At 67.9% G+C, this 20,639-nt stretch carries 20 protein-coding genes; 8 read left to right on the forward strand and 12 right to left on the reverse strand.

Annotated features, from left to right (window positions below; genetic code table 11):
* Positions 1–18: 18 nt before the first annotated feature.
* The 11 genes from C882_RS08605 to C882_RS08655 all read right to left on the reverse strand — a co-directional run bounded on the left by C882_RS08605 (position 19) and on the right by C882_RS08655 (position 9,550).
* Positions 19–1,134, reverse strand: a complete 1,116-nt coding sequence (locus C882_RS08605) for a Kae1-like domain-containing protein (protein ID WP_009540191.1) — start codon at positions 1,132–1,134, stop codon at positions 19–21.
* Entirely contained in the window at positions 1,131–2,003 is an 873-nt protein-coding gene (gene hypB / locus C882_RS08610) for a hydrogenase nickel incorporation protein HypB (RefSeq protein WP_009540192.1), read from the reverse strand. Before hypB ends, C882_RS08605 begins: the two co-directional genes overlap by 4 nt.
* Positions 2,003–2,344 (reverse strand): hydrogenase maturation nickel metallochaperone HypA, encoded by a 342-nt coding sequence (gene hypA / locus C882_RS08615; RefSeq protein ID WP_009540193.1) that lies wholly within the window; start codon positions 2,342–2,344, stop codon positions 2,003–2,005. The genes hypB and hypA overlap by 1 nt, the downstream gene beginning before the upstream one ends.
* Complete coding sequence (locus C882_RS08620; RefSeq protein ID WP_009540194.1) at positions 2,337–3,413, reverse strand: nickel-dependent hydrogenase large subunit; 1,077 nt, start codon at positions 3,411–3,413, stop codon at positions 2,337–2,339. Before C882_RS08620 ends, hypA begins: the two co-directional genes overlap by 8 nt.
* Positions 3,410–3,988 carry a [NiFe]-hydrogenase assembly chaperone HybE gene (gene hybE / locus C882_RS08625; protein ID WP_009540195.1) on the reverse strand — a complete coding sequence of 193 codons (579 nt, stop codon included), beginning with the start codon at positions 3,986–3,988 and terminating at the stop codon, positions 3,410–3,412. The genes C882_RS08620 and hybE overlap by 4 nt, the downstream gene beginning before the upstream one ends.
* Positions 3,985–4,797 carry a hydrogenase expression/formation protein gene (locus tag C882_RS08630; RefSeq protein WP_009540196.1) on the reverse strand — a complete coding sequence of 271 codons (813 nt, stop codon included), beginning with the start codon at positions 4,795–4,797 and terminating at the stop codon, positions 3,985–3,987. Before C882_RS08630 ends, hybE begins: the two co-directional genes overlap by 4 nt.
* Positions 4,798–4,909: 112 nt before the next feature.
* Positions 4,910–5,224 (reverse strand): HypC/HybG/HupF family hydrogenase formation chaperone, encoded by a 315-nt coding sequence (locus C882_RS08635; protein WP_009540197.1) that lies wholly within the window; start codon positions 5,222–5,224, stop codon positions 4,910–4,912.
* Positions 5,225–5,248: 24 nt separating this feature from the next.
* On the reverse strand, positions 5,249–5,863 hold the full coding sequence (locus C882_RS08640) for a HyaD/HybD family hydrogenase maturation endopeptidase (RefSeq protein WP_009540198.1): 615 nt from the start codon (positions 5,861–5,863) through the stop codon (positions 5,249–5,251).
* Positions 5,860–6,585 carry a Ni/Fe-hydrogenase, b-type cytochrome subunit gene (gene cybH, locus C882_RS08645; protein ID WP_009540199.1) on the reverse strand — a complete coding sequence of 242 codons (726 nt, stop codon included), beginning with the start codon at positions 6,583–6,585 and terminating at the stop codon, positions 5,860–5,862. The genes C882_RS08640 and cybH overlap by 4 nt, the downstream gene beginning before the upstream one ends.
* 28 nt (positions 6,586–6,613) lie before the next feature.
* Positions 6,614–8,410 (reverse strand): nickel-dependent hydrogenase large subunit, encoded by a 1,797-nt coding sequence (locus C882_RS08650; protein WP_009540200.1) that lies wholly within the window; start codon positions 8,408–8,410, stop codon positions 6,614–6,616.
* Positions 8,411–8,437: 27 nt separating this feature from the next.
* On the reverse strand, positions 8,438–9,550 hold the full coding sequence (locus C882_RS08655) for a hydrogenase small subunit (protein WP_009540201.1): 1,113 nt from the start codon (positions 9,548–9,550) through the stop codon (positions 8,438–8,440).
* A gap of 422 nt (positions 9,551–9,972) precedes the next feature.
* On the opposite strand from C882_RS08655, the gene C882_RS08660 reads away from it, so the two are divergent.
* From C882_RS08660 to C882_RS08675, 4 genes are all read left to right on the forward strand, one after another.
* Complete coding sequence (locus C882_RS08660; RefSeq protein WP_043644456.1) at positions 9,973–10,281, forward strand: DUF485 domain-containing protein; 309 nt, start codon at positions 9,973–9,975, stop codon at positions 10,279–10,281.
* Positions 10,282–11,958: a cation acetate symporter gene (locus C882_RS08665; RefSeq protein WP_009540203.1), complete on the forward strand. Its 1,677-nt coding sequence runs from the start codon at positions 10,282–10,284 to the stop codon at positions 11,956–11,958.
* 189 nt (positions 11,959–12,147) lie between these two features.
* A complete protein-coding gene (locus C882_RS08670) occupies positions 12,148–13,980 on the forward strand; it encodes a putative nucleotidyltransferase substrate binding domain-containing protein (RefSeq protein ID WP_009540204.1) in 1,833 nt (610 codons plus the stop codon).
* Positions 13,977–14,618 carry a 3'-5' exonuclease gene (locus C882_RS08675; protein WP_009540205.1) on the forward strand — a complete coding sequence of 214 codons (642 nt, stop codon included), beginning with the start codon at positions 13,977–13,979 and terminating at the stop codon, positions 14,616–14,618. Before C882_RS08670 ends, C882_RS08675 begins: the two co-directional genes overlap by 4 nt.
* 21 nt (positions 14,619–14,639) lie before the next feature.
* On the opposite strand, the gene C882_RS23090 is transcribed toward C882_RS08675, so the two are convergent.
* Positions 14,640–15,182: a TIGR02444 family protein gene (locus C882_RS23090; protein WP_009540206.1), complete on the reverse strand. Its 543-nt coding sequence runs from the start codon at positions 15,180–15,182 to the stop codon at positions 14,640–14,642.
* A gap of 373 nt (positions 15,183–15,555) precedes the next feature.
* Here C882_RS23090 and C882_RS08685 point away from each other — a divergent pair, with 373 nt between their 5' ends.
* The 4 genes from C882_RS08685 to C882_RS08700 all read left to right on the forward strand — a co-directional run bounded on the left by C882_RS08685 (position 15,556) and on the right by C882_RS08700 (position 20,638).
* Complete coding sequence (locus C882_RS08685; protein ID WP_009540207.1) at positions 15,556–16,911, forward strand: OmpP1/FadL family transporter; 1,356 nt, start codon at positions 15,556–15,558, stop codon at positions 16,909–16,911.
* A 136-nt stretch (positions 16,912–17,047) separates the two neighbouring features.
* A complete protein-coding gene (locus tag C882_RS08690; RefSeq protein WP_009540208.1) occupies positions 17,048–18,784 on the forward strand; it encodes a long-chain-fatty-acid--CoA ligase in 1,737 nt (578 codons plus the stop codon).
* 173 nt (positions 18,785–18,957) lie between these two features.
* The gene (locus tag C882_RS08695) at positions 18,958–19,425 is read left to right on the forward strand and encodes a MerR family transcriptional regulator (RefSeq protein ID WP_009540209.1); all 468 of its coding nucleotides are present in this window, start codon (positions 18,958–18,960) and stop codon (positions 19,423–19,425) included.
* A 73-nt stretch (positions 19,426–19,498) separates the two neighbouring features.
* Positions 19,499–20,638, forward strand: a complete 1,140-nt coding sequence (locus tag C882_RS08700) for a thiolase family protein (RefSeq protein ID WP_009540210.1) — start codon at positions 19,499–19,501, stop codon at positions 20,636–20,638.
* Position 20,639 lies beyond the last annotated feature (1 nt).

Genomic DNA, 20,639 nt, shown 5'->3' on the forward strand with positions numbered 1-20,639 from the left:
GGCCCTAACCTCCTGTTCCTACCGTTGGGCCGCCACCCAGGCCTGGCCCAGGCTGACTGCCGGATCGCCGGGGCCGAGGCGGCCGGAGCGCAGGACCGTCAGTCCCTTCCCCTCAAGCCGCGCCTGAAGATCGGCCGACAGCACATTGTTGTAAAAGCACCCGCCGCAGAAACCGATGGTCGACGCCGGCGCCGGCGCCCGTTCCATCGCCCTGCCGACCCATTCCGCCAGCGCCGCCGCCAGCGTGCCGTGGAACAGGTTCGCACCGCGCGCCGCATCGGCGCAATCGGCAAGGGCGGACAGCAACGGCCGCAGGTCGAGAACGCCGTCGGCGCCGATGTGCCAGCCGTCCGCCAGAACCTCCGGCGCCGTCGCCAGCTTCTCCAGCGCCATCGGCGCCTGGCCCTCGAACTCCGCCACCGGATGCACGTTCAGCAGCCCGCAGGCGGCATCGAACAGGCGCCCGCCAGAGGATGTCTCCGGGCAGTTGACGCCGCGATCCATCATCCGTGCCAGGCGGGCCGCTGCCGGTTGTCCGGGCCAGCGCGCCGCCGTCTCTCCGCCGCGTCCGAGCGCATGCAGCGCGGCCGCTCCCATGCGCCAGGGTTCCCGCGCCGCCACGTCTCCGCCGGGCTGGAGCAGCGGCGCAAGATGGCCCAGGCGCTGGAACCGGGCACCATCCACATACAGACACTCCCCACCCCAGGCCTGGTTTCCCGGCCCCAGGCCGAAACCGTCGAGCGCCAGGCCGAGAAGAGGCCCATCGTGGCCGTGTTCCAGCGCCACGGCCGCGACGTGGGCATGATGGTGCTGCACGGGCACCGCCTCCGCTCCCACTTCATCGGCCAGCACGGCGGCGAAACGGGTCGACGGGAAGTCCGGGTGCAGGTCGTGGGCGACAGCGACGGGCCGGACACCGGCAAGGTCGATCAGCCGCCGCGCCGTCTCCTCCATGGCCGCCACGGCCGCCGGCGTGTCGGTGTGGCCGACATCGCGGGAGACCAGGGCGCGGCGCCCGTCGACGAGCGTCACCGTGTTCTTGAGAAAGGCCCCCATGCCGATCACGGGCGGCACGGCCCGCGGCAGCGGGATTTCCGCCGCCACCAGGTCGCGAGCTTCGGCCACGGCAGTCATCGGGCCGCCCGCGCCGCAAGCAGGGCGTCGCGCCGGTCGTCGATCCAGCCGAGCCACTTGTGCATTCCCTGCCCCGTCGTCGCGGACAGCTGAAGGACCGGCAGGTCCGGCTTGACGCGGTGCGCCAGCTCCAGGCAGCGGTCCACGTCGAAGCGGACATGGGGCAGCAGGTCGATCTTGTTCAGGATCATCAGGTCGGCGGCGGCGAACATATCGGGGTACTTCAACGGTTTGTCCTCGCCCTCCGTCACCGAGAGGATCACCACCTTCGCGGCCTCCCCCAGGTCGAAGCCGGCGGGGCAGACCAGGTTCCCGACGTTCTCGATGAACAGGACGGAGCCCTCGCCCGGTTGCAGGCGGTCGGTGGCGTCGGCGACCATGGCGGCGTCCAGGTGGCAGCCCTTGCCGGTATTGACCTGGATGGCGGGCGCGCCGGTCTCGCGGATGCGGTCGGCGTCGAAGCTGGTCTGCTGGTCGCCCTCGACCACCGCCACGGGGACGCGGCCCGACAGCATGTTGATCGTCTCGCACAACAGCGTCGTCTTGCCCGAACCGGGGCTGGAGACCAGGTTCAACGCGATGATACCCTCGGCGGCGAAGCGGGCGCGGTTGACGGCGGCCAGCCGGTCGTTGTGGCCGAGCACGTCCTGCTCGATCTTGACGATACGCGCCTGATCCAGTCCGGGCACCGACACGCCGGCCACGCCCGCGCCATAGTGAATGTGGCCGTCATCGTGGCTGTGAGGGATGCCGCGTGCATGCATGTCCGCATGGGCCGCGTCGTGGTCGTGGTGATCGTGGTGATGATGGGCGGGGGTGCTGTCCCGCCCCTCGACGGACGCCTGTCCGCAGCCGCAAACGGTGCACATCACTCCACCTCCAATTCCCGCACCCGCAGGTCATCACCTGCGGTCACCGTCAACTTGTAGCCGCCGCACCGAGGGCATGGATCGCCGCGCCGGGATATGGTGACGGCGTCCGAGCACTCCAGGCACCACGCCTGCCCCGGGCTCTCGATGATCTCCAGCCGCGCGTCGGCGGCGATGGTGCCGGGCTTCTGAGCCTCGAATGCAAAACGCATGGCTTCCGGGTCCGCGTGGGACAGGGCGCCGACCTCCAGGAACACCGCCTTCACCGTGCGGAAGTCCTGGGACGTCGCCTGCTCCTCCAGGATGCGCATGACGCCGGCCACCAGCGACATTTCATGCATGGTGCGCCTCCCGCGTCGACACGCAGCAGGCCACGCACGGGTCAAGCGCCGCGACGATCCATCCCGCCGCCTGCTCCGCCTCGGCCGCCGACCGCCCCCGCAGGCCGTCCAGCGCCACCCCCAGGGCGCCGCGCGGATGAAAGTTCCATTCCGTCGGCGCCAGGATGCGGTAGCGTGCGATGCGGCCGTCAGCAATGTCTACAAGGTGCACGAGACGCCCCCGCGCCGCTTCCACGGCACCCAGTCCGCGGCCGCTGCCCAGACCGGCCGAGACGCCATCCCCGAAGGCGTCACTATACGCCGCTTCGTGCGCCAGTTCGACGATTTCCCGCGCCAGGGCGCGCGCTTCCGACAGCCGCGCCGCGAAGCGTCCCGCGACGTCCGCCGCACCCGATACGCGGACGGCGGGGCCGGTTTCGAACACCGTCCCGTCCGGCCCTTCCGGGGCCTTGAGGAACGCAGCATCGTCCATGCGCGCGGCCAGCCACGCCGGGTCCAGGTCCGCCGGGAAAGGCGCCACGGCGGGCGCGGCAAGGCCGGGCACGCGGGCCGCCGTCGCTTCGGCCAGCGGCAGAGCCGCCGTCACCGCGGCGTCAAGGCCCTCGGCGGCACGGGCGAGCGCGCCCGCATCGGGCGCCGCGCCGCCGCCGATCCGCTCGCGTCCACCGGCCGGATAGAGCGCCGCCTGCACGGCCGCCGCCGCCGTCCGCACGACACGGGCGTGCGCCATGTCGGGAGCGGCCCCGGCCAGCTTCGGCCAGTCCACAAGCATGCGCGTCGCATGCTCGGCCACGGTTTCGGCCAGCACCGCCATGTGCCGCGCCGCAGCCTCGCGCGGCGGCACCGTGATCGACAGAGCCGCCTCCACCGCCCGCAATCCGGCCATCTGCTGGGCCGAGCCGCACAGTGCAAACAACAGCGGCACCAGGCGCAAGGCCTCCTCGGGCGCCTTGCCCTCCAGCACGCGCGAGGCCGTCACGGCACGGCTGGAGGCCACCTCGGCCGCCGCCACGGCACCACTTGGGTCCAGCGCCAGAACGATGTCGATGCGGTCCCCGCCGGGGATCATCGGCCGCCGCCCCATCCGCGTGGTGCACGCCCCATGCCGAGCGCCGCCCGCCGACTCAACCCGTCCGCGCCGCCGGCGGACGACGGTGCCGGCCCATCGCCGCGCCGCCGGGCGGTGGGCGCAGGCGGCGGAACCTCTTCCTCCGGCGGCTTCAGCAGGTCTTCCAGCGCCAGTTGCGCCGTCAGGCGCGCCGCTGGCTGGTCGGCGAACTCCTTCACGGGCGAGAACAGGGAACACATGAGGTAGGGCCCGAAGCCCTCAACCGATCCGGCCGTGAACTCCACCACGCCGCAGGGCAGCGCGTGAGACTCCTTTTCGCCCCCGCGCAGCCCCGCCCAGGCGGGATCGTCGGCCGTCGGCGGCACCATCATCACGTTCATGCACCAGGGCGTGACCAGAACGCCCAACAGCGCCGGCCCGCGCTCCAGCCCCCAGGGGCGGAAGCCGATGGCCTCCACGGCCAGGGCATCGTTGCGCAGGGGCATGTCCGCCATGGAACCCCGGTCAATGGCGGCAAAGGCGGTCTCCAGCGCCGTGGCGCGGGCAGCAGTCAACTCGGGCGTCGGCTCGGTCACGCGTAGTAGGCTCCCAGGATTTCCGACAGGCGTTCAGCGGTGTCGGTCAGGTCCTCCTGCGCGGCGAGCGCGGCGGCGGGAACGTCGCCCACCTGAAGGACATGCAGGATCATCTTGTCGTCGGCGTTGAAGTACATGAGACGCCAGACGTTGCGGATGCCCGTCGACACGACGCGGCAATTGCCGTAGCCGCGCGAGAGAATATCCACCGGCCCGTCGCCGTCCAGCGCCGTTTCCAGCACCATGAGGTCGATGGGCGTCATGGGCAGCAGCGTCAGATTGACCTCGTGCGGCTGATGCGCTGTGGGATCGTCGGCGCGCAGGGCGGCGTGGTCGCGCAATTCGCCCAGCACGGGGCGCACATTCATGGCGCCGCGCGGGATGCGGTCCTCGGCCGGCACCTTGATGGCGGACGGCAGGCCGCGCACGGCCGCGCGCACCACAGACGGAATGTCCGCCACCTCCAGCCAGCGGGTGCCGGTGGCGGGGTCGGCGACGCGCCAGATACCGGCCATGACGCTTTCCTGTACGCGGGCTTCGCCGGGCAGCTTGACCAGCACCTCGCCCTCGCCCAGCACTTCCTCCACAAGCCGGTGCTCGTCGGCGGACAGGCCTTCCAGGCTGACGCGCACCGGGGTGTCCCGGCCGATGCGGTGCGACGCCACCGCCGCCGTCAGGGCATCGAACACGGCGCGCGCGCCGGTCATGGCGGCGATGTCCTCGTCGGTGAAGGAACGGCGCCGGTGCGCCTCCGTCGCGTCGGAGGATCGCAGCGACAGCAGCGCGTCGCCCATGGACGGTCCGATCATGAATGGCGTCTCCTTTGGCCCCCCAGGCGGCGCGGGTCACGCTGGCACGGCCGGGGTTTCAATGATGTTAAGGCGATAAGGGGGCGGCGGTCGACAGAACAACCGCATCCGGTCAGCTTTGCCGGTCCTTCAGGAAATCCGGCAGTTCGGGCTCGCGGTCCACCAGGTCGGCGAACAGGTGGTCGACGGGGTGCCCCTGCTGCACCAGCGTCACGGCCTCCAGCGCATCGGCCACCTGGGCGGCTTCCTCCGCCGTCAGAACCGAATGGGCCGCACCCAGGAACCCCAACACCCAGCCCCCCGCGGGCTGTTCACCGACAAGCCGCAGGTCGAGGGTTTCCGTTACCGATCCGTCGCGGCTGACGCATTCGGCCCAGGCGCCGTCGGCGCTGACGGAGACGATTTTCATGGGCGTTCCCATGCACATGGCGCAGGTCCTTGAGTAACGATGTCAGCCCTTGGCGCCGACCGAGGCGCCGCCGGCCTCGTAGCTTTCGATGTCGAAGCCGTTGCCGACCAGGCCCGTTGCCACATCCAGCGGCACGGCCCGCCTCTCGGCGGCGCGGCCCCAGCGGGCGAGTTCCTTGAGCCCGAGGTCGATGGCCGGGGCCATGCGGTCGCGGATGAGCGGGCGCAGCGACCCGCCCCAGTCCTCCAGCTCCACCGCCTGCACGCCGATGAGCACGATGTCCTCCGGCCCGCCGCCCATCAGGCTGGCGGCGGCCAGAACGTCCTGAAAGCCGGTCTGGTGCAGGCTCATCTTGCGGCAGCCCATGAAGGCCGGCACCTCCTCGCCCCGCACCACCCGCAGCGTGCCCGGCTCGTCGCCCCAGTCGATGGCGTCGAAGACCAGCAGGTTGCGGGCGCGGCGGACGTAGGGCTCCAGGTACAGGCCCTGGGTGCCGCCGTCCATGAGCAGAACCTCGGGCGGCAGGGTGTGCGTGCGGTGGATTTCCTCCACCACGCGCACGCCGAAGCCCTCGTCCGCCCACAGCAGGTTGCCGATGCCCAGAACCAGCGTGTCGAAGCAGTCCTCGTCCACCAGGATGTCGCCGAGCCCGCTCACGGCCGGTCGTCCTTGTAGCTGCGCAGGCCGTTGACGATGGTGGAAATCATGGTCTGGCGCGACATGATGTCCTCGCGGATGGCGGCGTAGACGTGGATCATCACGAAGATGATGAGCACCCACATGCCGATGTGGTGCCAGGTGTGCACCTGCATGCTGTCGCCGAACAGCACGATCACCCAGCCGAACAGGGCGTAGTGGAGGCTGTCCTGCCCCGCCCCTTCCGCATAGAGCGCGAAGCCGGTCAGGATCATCAGGATGGTGCCGGTGACGAACACGCCGAACATGGCGAGGTGCGCCAGCGGATTGTGGCCGACGTACTTCTTGGGGTCGCGTTCAAGGAACAGGTACCACTTGGCCTCGAACACGATCTCCTTCCACCAGTCCTTGTCCCAGACCGGCAGGACGAAGATCTGGCGGGCGTGCTTGTTGCCAACGAAGGCCCAGTAGATGCGCCCCAGGAACCCGATGGCGAGCACGTACCCGGCGCTGAAGTGGATGTAGCGCATCCAGCCCATCAGGTAGTTCTCGCTCGCCTCCCCCGCCGTGGACGGCAGGGGCTCGGCGATGAAGTAGCCCGTGACCGCCAGGACGGTCATGGCGAGCGCGTTGACCCAGTGCCACAGGCGCACCGGCGCCTCGTAGACGTAGATGCTCTGCTGCTTGGCGGCCAGGGCGTCGACTTCCTTCAACGCCTCCTGGCTGGTGTATTGGCTGCTCATGGCGCGTCCCTCCCGGACCGGCGGCGCGTCAGCGCACGGTGACCTTGGTTTCCTGCCCGTCCGGGCTCATGACGTGGGTGGAGCACGCCAGGCACGGGTCGAAGCTGTGGATGGTCCGCAGGATCTCCAGCGGCAGGTGCGGGTCGTGCATCTTGGTGTCGAGCAGCGATGCCTCGTAGGCCCCGATGTTGCCCTGCGGGTCGCGCGGGCTGCCGTTCCAGGTGGTGGGCACCACGGCCTGATAGTTGGCGATCTTGCCGTTCTGGATGTGAATCCAGTGGCCGAGCGCACCGCGCGGCGCTTCGGTGAAGCCCACGCCCTTGACGTCGGCGTCCCAGGTCTCGGGCTTCCACTTCTGCGTGTTGGCCGTTGACGTGTCGCCGGCCTTGATGGTGGCCAGAAGCTTCTGGTGGTAGGCCTTCAGCTTGTGCGCCGCCCACTGGCACTCCAGCCCGCGCGCCGCCGTGCGGCCAAGGGTGGAGAAGATGGCTTCCAGCGGCACGTCCAGGTCGGTCAGCAGCTTGTCCACCGGCTCCTTGAACTCGGGATTGCCCTGCGCATAGCCGATGATGTAGCGCGCCAGCGGGCCCACCTCCATGGCGTGGCCCTTCCAGCGGGGCGCTTTCAGGAAGCTGTACTTGGCGGACTCGTCGAAGTTCTCGATCTTCTCGCGCGTGCCCTTGAAACCCGGTCCCGGGTCGTAGTTAACCTCGGTCACGCCGTCCCAGGGGTGCAGGCCCTTGCCCTCGTCCTCGTAGGAATACCAGGAGTGGCTGACGAACTCCTGGATTTCCGAAGGGTCGCGCAGGTCGACCTCGTGAATCTTGGACAGATCGCCCCCGACGATTGCCCCGCGCGGCAGCTCCAGGCTGTCCGCCGAGTAGTCGTTGGCGCGGGCCGGCATGTCGCCGTAGGACAGCACGTTCAACGAGGCCAGGCCGCCGCCGATCGCCCCCCAGTCCTTGTAGAAGGACGCGATGGCCTTGAGGTCGGGCAGGTAGACCTGTTCGGTGAACTGGATGCAGCGCTCGACGATGTCGCTGACGATGTTCAGGCGGTCCATGGTGATGCCGCCGGTGCCCGCGCCCGTGCCGTTCAGGTTGATGGGGGCCGGAACACCGCCCACCAGCCAGTTGGGGTGCGGGTTCTTGCCGCCGAAGATGGCGTGGATCTTCACGATCTCCTTCTGGAAATCGAGCGCCTCGATGTAGTGCGCCACGGCCATCAGGTTGGCTTCCGGCGGCAGCTTGTAGGCCGGATGGCCCCAGTAGCCGTTCTTGAACGGCCCGAGCTGCCCGCTGTCGACGAACTTCTTCAGGCGACTTTGCAGGTCGCGGAAATAGCCGGGGCTCGACAGAGGCCAGTCCGACAGGCTTTGCGCCAGTTCGCTGGTGGCCTTGGGATCGGCGGACAGGGCCGAGACCACGTCCACCCAATCCAGCGCGTGCAGGTGGTAGAAGTGCACCAGGTGGTCGTGCACGTACAGCGCCAGCTGCATCATGTTGCGGATGGTGTTGGCGTTCTCGGGCACCTCGATGCCCAGCGCGTCCTCAACCGCACGCACGCTGGTCAGGGCGTGAGTGCCGGTGCACACCCCGCAGATGCGCTGGACGAAAGCCCAGGCATCGCGCGGATCGCGGCCCTGGAGGATCAGCTCGATCCCGCGCCACATGGTGCCCGTGGACACGGCGTTGCGGATCACGTTGTCGTCGTCGACGTTCACTTCCAGGCGCAGGTGGCCCTCGATGCGGGTCACCGGGTCCACCACCACGCGGCGGCCGGAGGCGTCCAGGTTGGCGGCGTTGGGCGTCACCATGGTCGTCATCTGTCTCTACTCCTCGGCGCCTGGACGTCAGGCCTGGTCGCTGCCGTCGTGCGGGCGGCGGGTGTGGCTGTCGGGCTTCTGGATCACGCGCTTGACGGCGCTGGCGGCGGCATGGGCGGCGATGCCGACACCCACGGCGCCGGCCGCGGCCATGCCGATCTCGTCGGCATTGGCCTCGACGCCGAAGCCGTCGATGTCCTCGAGCCGCGAGTAGAAGCTGCCGCGATCCCAGAAGTCCTCTTCCGAGCAGCCCAGGCATCCGTGGCCGGAGCGGATCGGCCAGGATACGCCGTCGTTCCACTGTACCGACGAGCAGGCGTTGTAGGTGGTCGGGCCCTTGCAGCCCATCTTGTAGAGGCAGTAGCCCTTGCGGGCGTTGTCGTCGTCCCAGCTTTCCACGAACTGGCCGGCGTCGAAGTGCGGCCGGCGGTAGCACTTGTCGTGGATGCGCTGGCTGTAGAACATCTTCGGCCGGCCCTGGCGGTCGAGCGCCGGCATCTGGTCGAAGGTCAGCATGTAGGTCAGCACGCCCGTCATCACCTCGGCGATGGGCGGGCAGCCCGGCACCTTGATGACCGGCTTGTCGGTGACGACCTTGTGGATGGGGGTGGCCTGCGTCGGGTTCGGCTTCGCCGCCTGGACGCAGCCCCAGGAGGCGCAGGAGCCCCAGGCGATGACGGCGCTGGCGCCAGACGCCATGCGCTTGAGCTTGTTGACGAAGGGCTCGCCGCCGGGAATGCAGAACATGCCGTCCTCGGCCAGCGGCGGGTTGCCCTCGACGGCCAGGATGTAGTTGCCCCGGTGGGCCTCCAGCGTCTCTTCCAGGATGGCTTCCGCCTGGTGGCCGGCGGCCGCCATGATGGTGTCGTCGTAGTCCAGCGAGATCATGGACAGCAGCACGTCGGACACCAGCGGATGGGCCGAGCGAATGAAGCTTTCCGTGCAGCAGGTGCACTCCAGCCCGTGCAGCCAGATGACCGGAATGCGCGGCTTGGTCTCCATGGCGTGCGCCATCTGCGATGCCGCCGCCGGCCCCAGGCCCAGGCTGGCCGCCGTGAGGCTGCAGAACTTCAGAAAGCTGCGACGCGAGACGCCGCGGCGTCGGATGACGTCGTAGAACGTCTCCAGCCCCTGGGACATGTTTCCCCCTCCAACCTTGAATGATAAGCCGCATTGCGTTTTGTCAATTCCGGAACGGCTTTAGGGGTTCTTAGCATTTTCCCTGGTTGTACGCAAAAATTTTGTGGATTTCGCAGCGGCCAACTCGGGCTTTTACCCGTTGAGCCAAGGTGGTAGCTACCCGGACGGGTTGGCCGGAAAACCTGCTTTGAAGTTCTGGGAAATTCAGAGGCTTGTCGTTTCGCAGCGCAAAAACAGGGCGCTTCAGACGTGATTTTTTGGCTGAACCCCTTGAATTTTCCTGGCACGGCTGCGGCTTGATCAGTATCTTGCGCCGCAACAAAAACCTGTGGGCCATGACGCTTAGGCATGGGGAGGATGCTCCGTCATGCGCGCGGCGCATGGGAACCGCGTTGTCTTCACCAAGACAAGGGGGCCTCCATATGAGCGCTAGCATCCATGAAAAGGTAAGGCGGAACCCGAAGTTCCAGGAACTGTGCCGCAAGCGCAGCACGTTTGCCTGGACTCTCGCGGCCGTCATGCTTGCCATCTATTACGGTTTCATCCTCGTGATCGCGTTCGCGCCGGCCTCTCTGGGCGCGCCGCTGTGGGAGGGGGCCAAGACCACCGTCGGCTTTCCCATCGGGATCGCCATCATCGTCTCCGCCTTCCTGCTGACCGGCATCTACGTCAAGCGCGCCAATGGCGAGTTTGACGAGTTGACCCGCCAGATCATCGAGGAGTCGAAGTAAATGAAGCCGATCACCACCCGCGTTCTCGCGGCGGCGGCCGGCGCGTCGTCCCTCTGCCTGCCCGCGCTCGCCCATGCCGCCGGCGCGCTGGAAGGCGAGGTCGTCCAGCGCGACACCAACGTCACCGCCATCATCATGTTCTTTATCTTCGTCGTGGCGACCATGGGCATCACCTACTGGGCGGCCCGCCAGACGAAGAGCGCCAAGGACTTCTACGCCGCCGGCGGCGGCATCACCGGCTTCCAGAACGGCATGGCGATCGCCGGCGACTACATGTCCGCCGCCTCGTTCCTGGGCATTTCGGCGCTGGTCTTCGCGTCGGGCTTCGACGGCCTGATCTACTCCATCGGCTTCCTGGTCGGCTGGCCGGTCATCCTGTTCCTGGTCGCCGAGCGGCTGCGCAACCTGGGCAAGTTCACCTTCGCCGACGTCGCCAGTTTCCGCCTGGAGCAGAAGCCGATCCGCATCCTGGCCGCCTGCGGCACACTGACCGTCGTCGCGCTGTACCTGATCGCGCAGATGGTTGGCGCCGGCAAGCTGATCCAGATCCTGTTCGGCCTGGACTACATCATCGCCGTGTTCATCGTCGGCGCGCTGATGATCACCTACGTCATGTTCGGCGGGATGCTGGCCACCACCTGGGTGCAGATCATCAAGGCCATCCTGCTGCTGTCGGGCGCGACCTTCATGGCCGTCATGGTCATGTGGAACTACGGCTTCAGCTTCGAGAACCTGTTCACCGCCGCCACCGAGGTCCATGACAAGGGCATGGCCATCATGGCGCCGGGCGGGCTGGTCTCCAACCCCGTCGACGCCATCTCGCTGGGCCTGGCGCTCATGTTCGGCACCGCCGGCCTGCCGCACATCCTGATGCGCTTCTTCACGGTCGGCGATGCCAAGGAAGCCCGCAAGTCTGTCTTCTACGCCACAGGCTTCATCGGCTACTTCTACATCCTGACCTTCGTCATCGGTTTCGGCGCCATCGTCCTGGTGCTGGGCAAGCCCGAGTTCATGACCGGTGAAGGCGGCCTGATCGGCGGCGACAACATGGCGGCCATCCACCTGGCCGAAGCTGTCGGCGGCGACTTCTTCCTGGGCTTCATCTCGGCCGTGGCCTTCGCCACCATCCTGGCCGTGGTCGCGGGCCTGACGCTGGCCGGTGCCTCGGCGGTGTCGCACGACCTGTACGCCAGCGTGTTCCGCAAGGGCCGCTGCACCGAGCAGCAGGAAATCCGCGTCTCCAAGATCACCACCGTGTGCCTTGGCGTCGTCGCGATCATCCTGGGCATCGCGTTCGAGAAGCAGAACATCGCCTTCATGGTCGGCCTCGCCTTCGCCATCGCGGCGTCGGTGAACTTCCCGATCCTGTTCCTGTCCATGTTCTGGAAGGGCCTGACCACCAAGGGCGCCCTGTACGGCGGCTTCATCGGCCTGATCGTGGCCGTGACGCTGGTGGTGCTGGGCCCGACGGTGTGGGTCGCCATCTTCGGGTTCGAAGAGGCCATCTATCCCTCCAAGTACCCCGCTTTGTGGTCGATCTCGGCCGCCTTCCTCGCGACATTCCTCATCTCCAAGATGGACCAGTCCGAGGGCGGCAAGAACGAGGCGATCCTGTTCGAGGACCAGTACGTCCGGTCGCAGACGGGCATCGGTGCCGAGGGCGCGTCGTCCCACTGACGGGACGATCCGGCCGGGGAGCGGCGAGTCACCCTCCCTCCCCGGCGTGGACGATGCGCTTGCCCTCTCCGCCCCGGACGGCCCTATGCCATCCGGGGCATTTTTCTGCCGCGGGTTTCATGGTGCAATCTCAGCGGCACGCCCACAGACGCGACGCCGCCGGCCAGTGACAAGGGACACGCTCCGCCCATGCCCAAGATGTTCGACTCCTCCGTGCCGCCCTTCGACCGCCTGCGCCCGCGCGAGCGCGAGGCGGTGGTCGACGCCCTGGATATCGCCTACTTCCGCAGCGGCGACGTCATTATTGCCGCCGACCAGAAGCCGGACCACCTTTACGTCATCATCAAGGGCCACGCGGTCGAGCGCGACCCCGACGAGGAGATCGTCAACACCTTTTCGGCCAAGGACGCCTTCGACACCATGGCGCTCATCAAGGACGAGGCGCCCGCCAACAGGTTCGAGGCGGCCGAGGAAGTCATCGCCTACATGCTGCCGCGCAAGGTCTTCCTGACGCTGGTGGCCGACAACGCGGACTTCGAGCGCTTCTATTTCCAGTCGCTGACCGAGCGGCTGGAGGCCCAGGCGCAACTGGCCTCGAACCGCGGCATGGCGTCGTTCATGATCGCGCGGGTCGACGAGGCGTACCTGCATCCGCCCATCACCGCGCCGGCCGAACTGACCCTGCGCGAGGCCGCCCGCCTGATGAAGCAGAAGCGCGCCACCAGCCTGCTGGTCACCGGCTTCGACGGGCGGCTCGGCGTGCTGTCGGGCACCGACATCCGCGAGGCGGTGCTTATCGACGAGCAGCCGCTGGACATGCGTATCGGCGACGCGGCCACCTTCGACATCCACACGATCGATGCCGAGGATTTTCTGTTCAACGCCCAGATCCTCATGACCAGGCACGGCGTCAAGCGCCTGCCGGTGATGAAGGACGGCCGCGTTCACGGCGTGCTTGAACTGATCGATCTGTTGTCGTTCATGTCCAGCCACAGCCATCTGGTGACCACCCAGGTCGACCGCGCCCAGACGATCGAGGACCTGCGCCGCGCCGCCGACGGCATGGTGCCGCTGGTCACCGCCCTGCATGGGTCGGGCGTGAAGATCCGCCACGTCACCGAACTGGTAACGGCGCTCAACCGGAAGATTTTCGCCAAGCTGTTCGAGTTCCTGGCCCCGCCGGAGATCCGCGACCACGCCTGCCTGATCGTCATGGGGTCGGAGGGGCGCGGCGAGCAGATCCTGCGCACCGACCAGGACAACGCCCTGATCCTGCGCGACGGCCACGGCATCCGCCCGGAACTGATCGCCGGTTTCTGCGGCAACTTCAACCGCGCACTGCTGGCCTTCGACTACCCGCCGTGCAAGGGCAACATGATGGTGACCAACCCCGAGTGGGTGCGCACCGTCAGCGAATACGGGGACGCCCTGCACCGCTGGATCAATGTGCCGAGCGAATTCGGCCACCTGAACCTGGCCGCCTTCACCGACAGCGCCTACGTGGCGGGCGACCCGGCCCTGCTGGCACAAATCCGCGACAGCCTGTTCCGACGGCTGACGGACAACCAGGCGTTCTTCAGCTTTTTCGCACGGCCGGTGACCATGTTCGACACGCCCATCGGCCTGTTCCACCAGTTGCGAACCGACCGCCATGCCCAGGCCGGCGAGTTGGACATCAAGAAGGGCGGCATCTTCCCCATTGTCCACGGCATCCGCGCCATGGCGCTGGAAAAGCACGTGCAGGACACCAACACCTTCCAGCGGATCGAGGAACTGGCGCGGATCGGCGAGCTTGAGCGCGAATTCGCGCAGAACCTCTCGGACGCCTTCGCCTTCCTGCTGGACCTGCGCCTGAAGGGCCGGCTGGAGCGTCAGGCCACGGGGTCGGAGGACGGCGACAACTTCATCCAGACCCGCACCCTGCATAAACTCCAGCGCGACGTGTTGAAGGACAGCCTGCTGATCGTCAAGGAGTTCAAGGCAAAGGTCTCTCACCGCTACAAGCTGGCGGCCTTCTCATGAACGTCATCCTGCACGGCATGAAGCGCGCTCTCGGCCGCCGGCGGCTGAAGGACCCGGAGTACACCTTCCTGTTCGAGCCCGACGGCAGCGACGAGGCGGTGTGCTTCGACTGCGAGACCTCGGGCCTGGAGCCGGCGACGGCGGAACTGCTGTCCATCGGCGCGGTGAAGATCAAGGGCAACCGCATCCTCACCAGCGAACGGCTGGAGCTGACCATCAGGCCCGAGCGCGCGGTGCCCGCCGACGCCATCAAGGTCAATCACCTGCGCGAGATGGACGTCGCCGGCGGCCTGCCGGTGCACGAGGCGCTGGATACCTTCCTGCGCTTCGTCGGCGGTCGCCCGCTGGTCGGCTACTACCTGGAATTCGACGTCGCCATGGTCAACAAATACCTCCGGCCGTGGCTGGGCGTCGGCCTGCCCAACCGGCAGACGGACGTTTCGGCCATGTACTACGACCGCACGATCAAACGGGCGGGCGCGCACGATTACACCGGCACCGTGGACCTGCGCTTCGCCAGCATCATGGAGGACCTGGGCCTGCCCGAGCGCGGGGCGCACGACGCCTTCAACGACGCCCTCATGACCGCCCTGATCTATGTGAAGCTGATGGAGGATGCGCGCCCGCGCGTGGACTGACCGGCACGCGCCCTGCGCGCTTCAACGCTCCGCCAGGGCCGCGCGCACCAGGGCCTCCAGGGCTTCTTCCTCGCCGGCCATGGGCGTGCCCGGCAGCGTCGACAGATAGGCCCGCAGCGCCGTCTCGGCGGCCAGGCGTCGGGTTTCCACCGGTGCGGCGGCTTCGGACGCGGTGTCATCCACCAGCCCGGCCAGGGCCATCTGCTCGGCCTGCTCGCACGCCAGTTCCGTCTCCTTCAGGCGCGAATAGAGGCCGCCCATCCCCTTCACCGCCTTGCGCGCCCGCCTTACGGGGCCGACGACGGCCGCCTGCCAGTCGCGCGACACGGCCGCCGCCCGGGACAACAGCGCGTCCGACACGTCGTGCCCCGATGCCGTCCGCCACAGCAGGAACAGCAGCAGGTTGACGTCGGCGCCTCGGCGGTTCTGCAGGGCCAGCGCCGCCTCGGCCACGCCCGCCCGGCCATAGACCGACAGCGAGAAGCGCCAGAACGGATGGGCCGCCGCCTCCTCGGGCGCGAGGACCGGCGGGGCGGGCGGCTGGGGCGAGACGTCGTCGGTCATGGGTCCTCCGTGTGGTGGCGCGCCTGATGCAAACGCGCCGCGCGCCGATTCGCAACCCCTCAACACGCCTGCCGCCGCACCGCCCACCGCGCTCTGTCGACCGTCGGCGAGAACGGGGGCCGTCGCGCACCTCCTGATTTCCCTTGCGTCTTTTACATGACGCAAACGTCATGTCGCACCGCAGCTTAATGTTCTGTTGGTAGCCCTTTCGAGATGCATCATTATCAACGGTGAAAAGGCCTCACTGGCGGGTGACGTATACGTCATGCAAAATCCCTTGACGTAACTCACGTCCCGTATACTGTAGAGGTCAATGAAGACGCCGCACCCGAAGGCGGCGCGCAGAGACAACGATCGCAGGGAGGATCACGGAATGCGTAAGTTCGTGGGAGGCGCGCGTCTCGCCCCCGTCGTCGGCCTGGCCGCCGTCACGGCCGTCGGCCTGGCCGCCGAGGCCCAGGCCTCGGGCTTCCAGCTCAAGGAGCAGAGCGCCGAGGGACTGGGCAACGCCTTTGCTGGCTCCACCGCCAAGGCGCAGGACCTGTCGACCATCTTCTTCAATCCCGCCGGCATGACGGCGCTGTCCGGCCACCAGGGCCAGGCGGTGATGAGCTACATCATCCCCCGCGCGGAGTTCCAGGCCGACAGCGCCACCTTCGCCGGCACTGGCACCGGACTGGACGGCACCGCCCTGCCCGGGGCGCGGTCGCAGGATGACGCCATCGACGATGCGATGATCCCGGCCGCCTACGCCATGTACGACGTCAGCGACGACTGGAAGATCGGTCTGGCCGTCAACGTGCCCTTCGGCCTCGTCACCGACTACTCGGACAACTGGGTCGGACGGTACCACGCGCTGAAGTCCGACCTGCGGACCATCGCGATCCAGCCCACCGTGGCCTACAAGGTCAACGACTGGCTGTCGGTCGGCGGCGGACCCGTGGTCCAGCACGCCGAGGCGGAACTGACCAAGGCCGTCGACTTCGGAACGATCGGCGCCGGTCTCGGCATCCCCGGCCTGACGCCGGGCCTCAACGACGGCAAGACCAAGGTCACCGGTGAGGACTTCGCCGTCGGCTACACCCTGGGCATCATGCTCCAGCCGCTGGAAACCACCCGCGTCGGCCTCAGCTACCGCTCGGGCATTACGCACGAGCTGGACGGCGACGTGGAGTTCACCAACGTGCCCGGCGCCCTGGCGGGGGCCTTCCCCAACAGCGGCGGGCGGGCCGAACTGAACCTGCCGGCCACGGCCTCGCTGGGCCTCTACCACGAGGTCAACGACCAGCTTGCGCTGATGGGCGAGGTCGCCTGGACCGAGTGGTCGGTGTTCGAGGAACTCAGCGTGTTCCGCCAGGGTGCGACGACGCCGCTCAGCCGCACGGTGGAGAACTGGGACGACACCTGGTTCTTCTCGGCCGGTGCCACCTACGAGCCGACCGACAAGCTGAAGCTGCAGCTGGGTGTCGCCTATGACCAGAGCCCGGTGCCGGACGCGACCCGCACCCCGCGCGTGCCCGATGCCGACCGCACGTGGGTTGCCCTGGGCGCCGGCTACGAGTTCATGCCGGGATGGGAAGCGAACCTGGCCTACACCCACATCTGGGTGGACGAGGCGCGCATCGACCTCGACAACGAGGGCACGAACCCGCCCTACGAGCACAACGTGTCGGGCAAGTATGAAAGCGCCATCGACATCATCAGCGCTCAGGTGAGGGTGAAGTTCTAGGGCGCACGCCCCACTTCAGTCTGACCACCGTGTTTCCAGGCCTCCGGGCGTCAACCGCCCGGCCTCCCCTCCCCCCAGGCTCGGGTGGAGCGCCCGGAGGTCCTGGGATGCCAACCGGTAGCCCACAGGTGACCCGATGAGCGACACCATCACCCGCGACAACCAGGCCACGCCGCAGCCCTCCGGCGGCGGCGCCGACATCGCCCCCGGACGCGAGCACGAGCGCGGCGCCCCCATCGTTCCCAAGCCGGTGCACGCCCTTCTGGAAGAAACGGCCGCCCGCGTGCCGGATGCGCCGTACCTGGATTTTCTGGGCAAGAAGTACACCTACGGCGAGACCTGGGCGCTGGTGGAGCGCGCCGCCAAGGGCTTCCAGCAGCTGGGCGTCGGTCCCGGCGTGCGCGTCGGCCTGTGCCTGCCCAATACGCCGTACTACACCATCTGCTATTTCGCCATCCTGCGGGCCGGCGGGACGGTGGTGAACTACAACCCGCTCTATGTGGAACGGGAACTGGCCTACCAGATCAATGACAGCGGCACCAAGCTGATGGTGACGCTGGACCTCAAGCAGATCTACCCGAAGGTCGCGGCGTGCCTGGAGCACACCTGCCTCGAGCGCATCGTCACCTGCTCCATGACCGGCGCCCTGCCGGGCGTGAAGAGCATCCTGTTCGCCGTGCTCAAGCGCAGCGAATGCGCGGAAATCCCCGACGACCTGCGGCACGTGCCCTTCGAGAAGGTGATCGCCGCCACGGGCGCCCCGAAGAAGCCCTCCATCTCGCCCAAGACCGACATCGCCGTGCTGCAGTACACCGGCGGCACGACGGGCGTGCCCAAGGGCGCCATGCTCACGCACGCCAACATCACGGCCAACTGCGAGCAGCTGCGCCGGGTCATCCCCGACGTGCGCGACGGCGAGGAGAGGATGCTGGCGGTGCTTCCCTTCTTCCACGTCTTCGCCATGACGGTGGCCCAGAACCTGGCCACCCAGATCGGTGCCGAGATCATCATGCTGCCGCGCTTCGACCTGGCGCAGGTGATGAAGTGCATCGACAAGAAGCGCCCGACCATGTTCCCCGGCGTGCCGACCATCTACACCGCCATCAACAACAGCGGCGACATCAGGAAGCACGACCTGTCTTCCTTGAAAATCTGCATCAGCGGTGGTGCGCCGCTGCCGGTGGAGGTCAAGAACCGCTTCGAGGACCTGACCGGCTGCGCGCTGGTGGAAGGCTACGGCCTGTCCGAGGCCTCTCCGGTGGTCACCTGCAATCCCATCGGCGGGCTGGTCAAGGCGGGCTCCATCGGCGTTCCGCTGGACGGCACCGAGGTTCAGATCCGCGACCTGGACGGCCGCCGCGAGGAGGTCGCCCAGGGCAAGAAGGGCGAGTTGTGCGTGCGCGGCCCGCAGGTCATGAAGGGCTACTACAACCGCCCCGAGGACACGGAAAAGACCATCATCGACGGCCTGCTGCACACCGGTGACGTGGGCTACGTGGACAGCGACGGCTACATCTTCCTGGTGGATCGCATCAAGGACGTGATCCTTGCCGGCGGCTACAACGTCTACCCGCGCGCCATCGAGGAGGCCCTGTACCTGCATCCCGCCATCGCGGAATGCATCTGCATCGGCATCCCCGACGACTACCGCGGCCAGGCGCCCAAGTGCTTCGTGACCCTGCGGGACGATGCCGGCGACGACGTTTCGCCCGAAGGCCTGCGCGACTTCCTGACCGACAAGGTCAGCCGCATCGAAATGCCCAAGGAAATCGAGATCCGCGACGAGCTTCCCAAGACCATGGTCGGCAAGCTCTCGCGCAAGGAACTGGTGGCCGAGGAAGAAGCCAAGCGCGGCGACACCTCCGGCACCTGACGCGGGGCGCGCGGCGTTGGGCCCCTCGCCTGCCGCGCGCACCCGCCCCGCTCCCCTTTTTTTGTGCGACGTAGCGTAATCAAGGACTCCCCATGACCCATCAGATGACGTATACGTCAACAGAGAGACGCGGAAGTCACTTCGCGTCCCCAACGACAAGGGGAGTTTCCACCATGCCCGATCAGCAGCGGTTCTACACGGTCACGGAACTGGCGGAAGAGCTGGAGGTCACGCCGCGCGCCATCCGCTTCTACGAGGCGAAGGGCCTGCTGACGCCCGAGCGCGCCGGCGCCACCCGCGTCTACACGCACCGCGACCGTGCGCGCCTATTGCTGATCCTGCGCGGCAAGCGGCTGGGCTTCAGCCTGGCCGAGATCAAGGAGTTCCTGGACCTCTATGTGGTCGACACCAGCCAGACCGAACAGCTTCGCCTGCTGCGCAAGAAGGTGCACGAGCGCCTGGAAGCGCTGGAGGTGCAGCGCCGCGACCTGGAGGCCAGCGTGGAGGAACTGAAGGACATCGAGCGGGTCGTGGTCGACACCCTGAAGAACAAGGGCATCGACCCCGACGCGATCTTCGACGAGGTGCCCACAAAGGGGCGCCGCCCGCGCCGCGCCAAGGCGGCGGCCAACGAGGACTGACGGCGGCGGACGCCGGCTGATCGCAGCCCGCGCCGCTTCCCCTGCAAAGACGGACGAGGACGGAGTGACGCAGATGAAAAACGTGGTGATCGCGGGCTACGCCCGGTCTCCCTTCCACCTGGCGAACAAGGGTGCGCTGACCAAGGTCCGCCCCGACGACATGGCCGCCCAGGTGGTCCGCGCCCTGGTGGAGCGCACCGGGGTCAACACCGATGACGTGGAAGACCTGATCGTCGGCTGCGCCTTCCCGGAAGGCGAGCAGGGCCTGAACGTCGCCCGCCTGATCGGCTTTTCCGCTGGGCTGGGGCTGAACGTCGCCGGCGTCACCGTCAACCGTTTCTGCGGCTCCTCCATGCAGGCCATCCACCAGGCCGCCGGCGCCATCCAGATGAACGCGGGCGACGCCTTCATCTGCGCCGGCGTGGAAAGCATGACCCGCGTGCCCATCATGGGCTTCAACCCCATGCCGAACCCGGGCCTCTACAAGCAGATGCCCCAGGCCTACATGAGCATGGGCGAAACCGCCGAGAACGTCGCCAAGGTCTACCAGATCCCGCGCGCCGAGCAGGAAGCCATCGCGGTGGAGAGCCACAAGCGCGCCGCGAGCGCCCAGGCCGAGGGCCGCTTCGCCGACGAGATGGTGGCGATCTCCACCCCCGGCGGCGGCTCGGTGGACAAGGACGGCTGCATCCGCGCCGACACCACGCCCGAGAGCCTGGGCGGCCTGAAGCCCGCCTTCGACGCCGAGGGCTCGGTGACCGCCGGCACCTCCAGCCCGCTCACCGATGGCGCGGCGGCGACGCTGGTGTGCAGCGAGGACTACGCCAAAGCCAACGGCCTGCCCATCCTGGCGCGCATCCGCTCCGTCGCCGTCGGCGGTTGCAAGCCCGAGGTCATGGGCCTCGGCCCCATCGTCGCCACCAAGAAGGCGCTGGCCCGCGCCGGCCTGTCGGCGTCGGACATCGACATCGTGGAGCTGAACGAGGCCTTCGCCAGCCAGGCCATCGCCTGCCTGCGCGACCTGGACCTGGACTTCGGCAAGACCAACCTGGACGGCGGCGCCATCGCGCTGGGCCACCCGCTGGGCGCCACGGGTGCCCGCATCACCGGCAAGGCCGCCGCGCTGCTGAAGCGCGAGGGCAAGCAATTCGCGCTCGCCACGCAGTGCATCGGCGGCGGCCAGGGCATCGCCACCATCCTGGAGGCCGTGTGAC

The organism is Caenispirillum salinarum AK4 (assembly GCF_000315795.1).
GTDB lineage: Bacteria > Pseudomonadota > Alphaproteobacteria > Rhodospirillales > Rhodospirillaceae > Caenispirillum > Caenispirillum salinarum.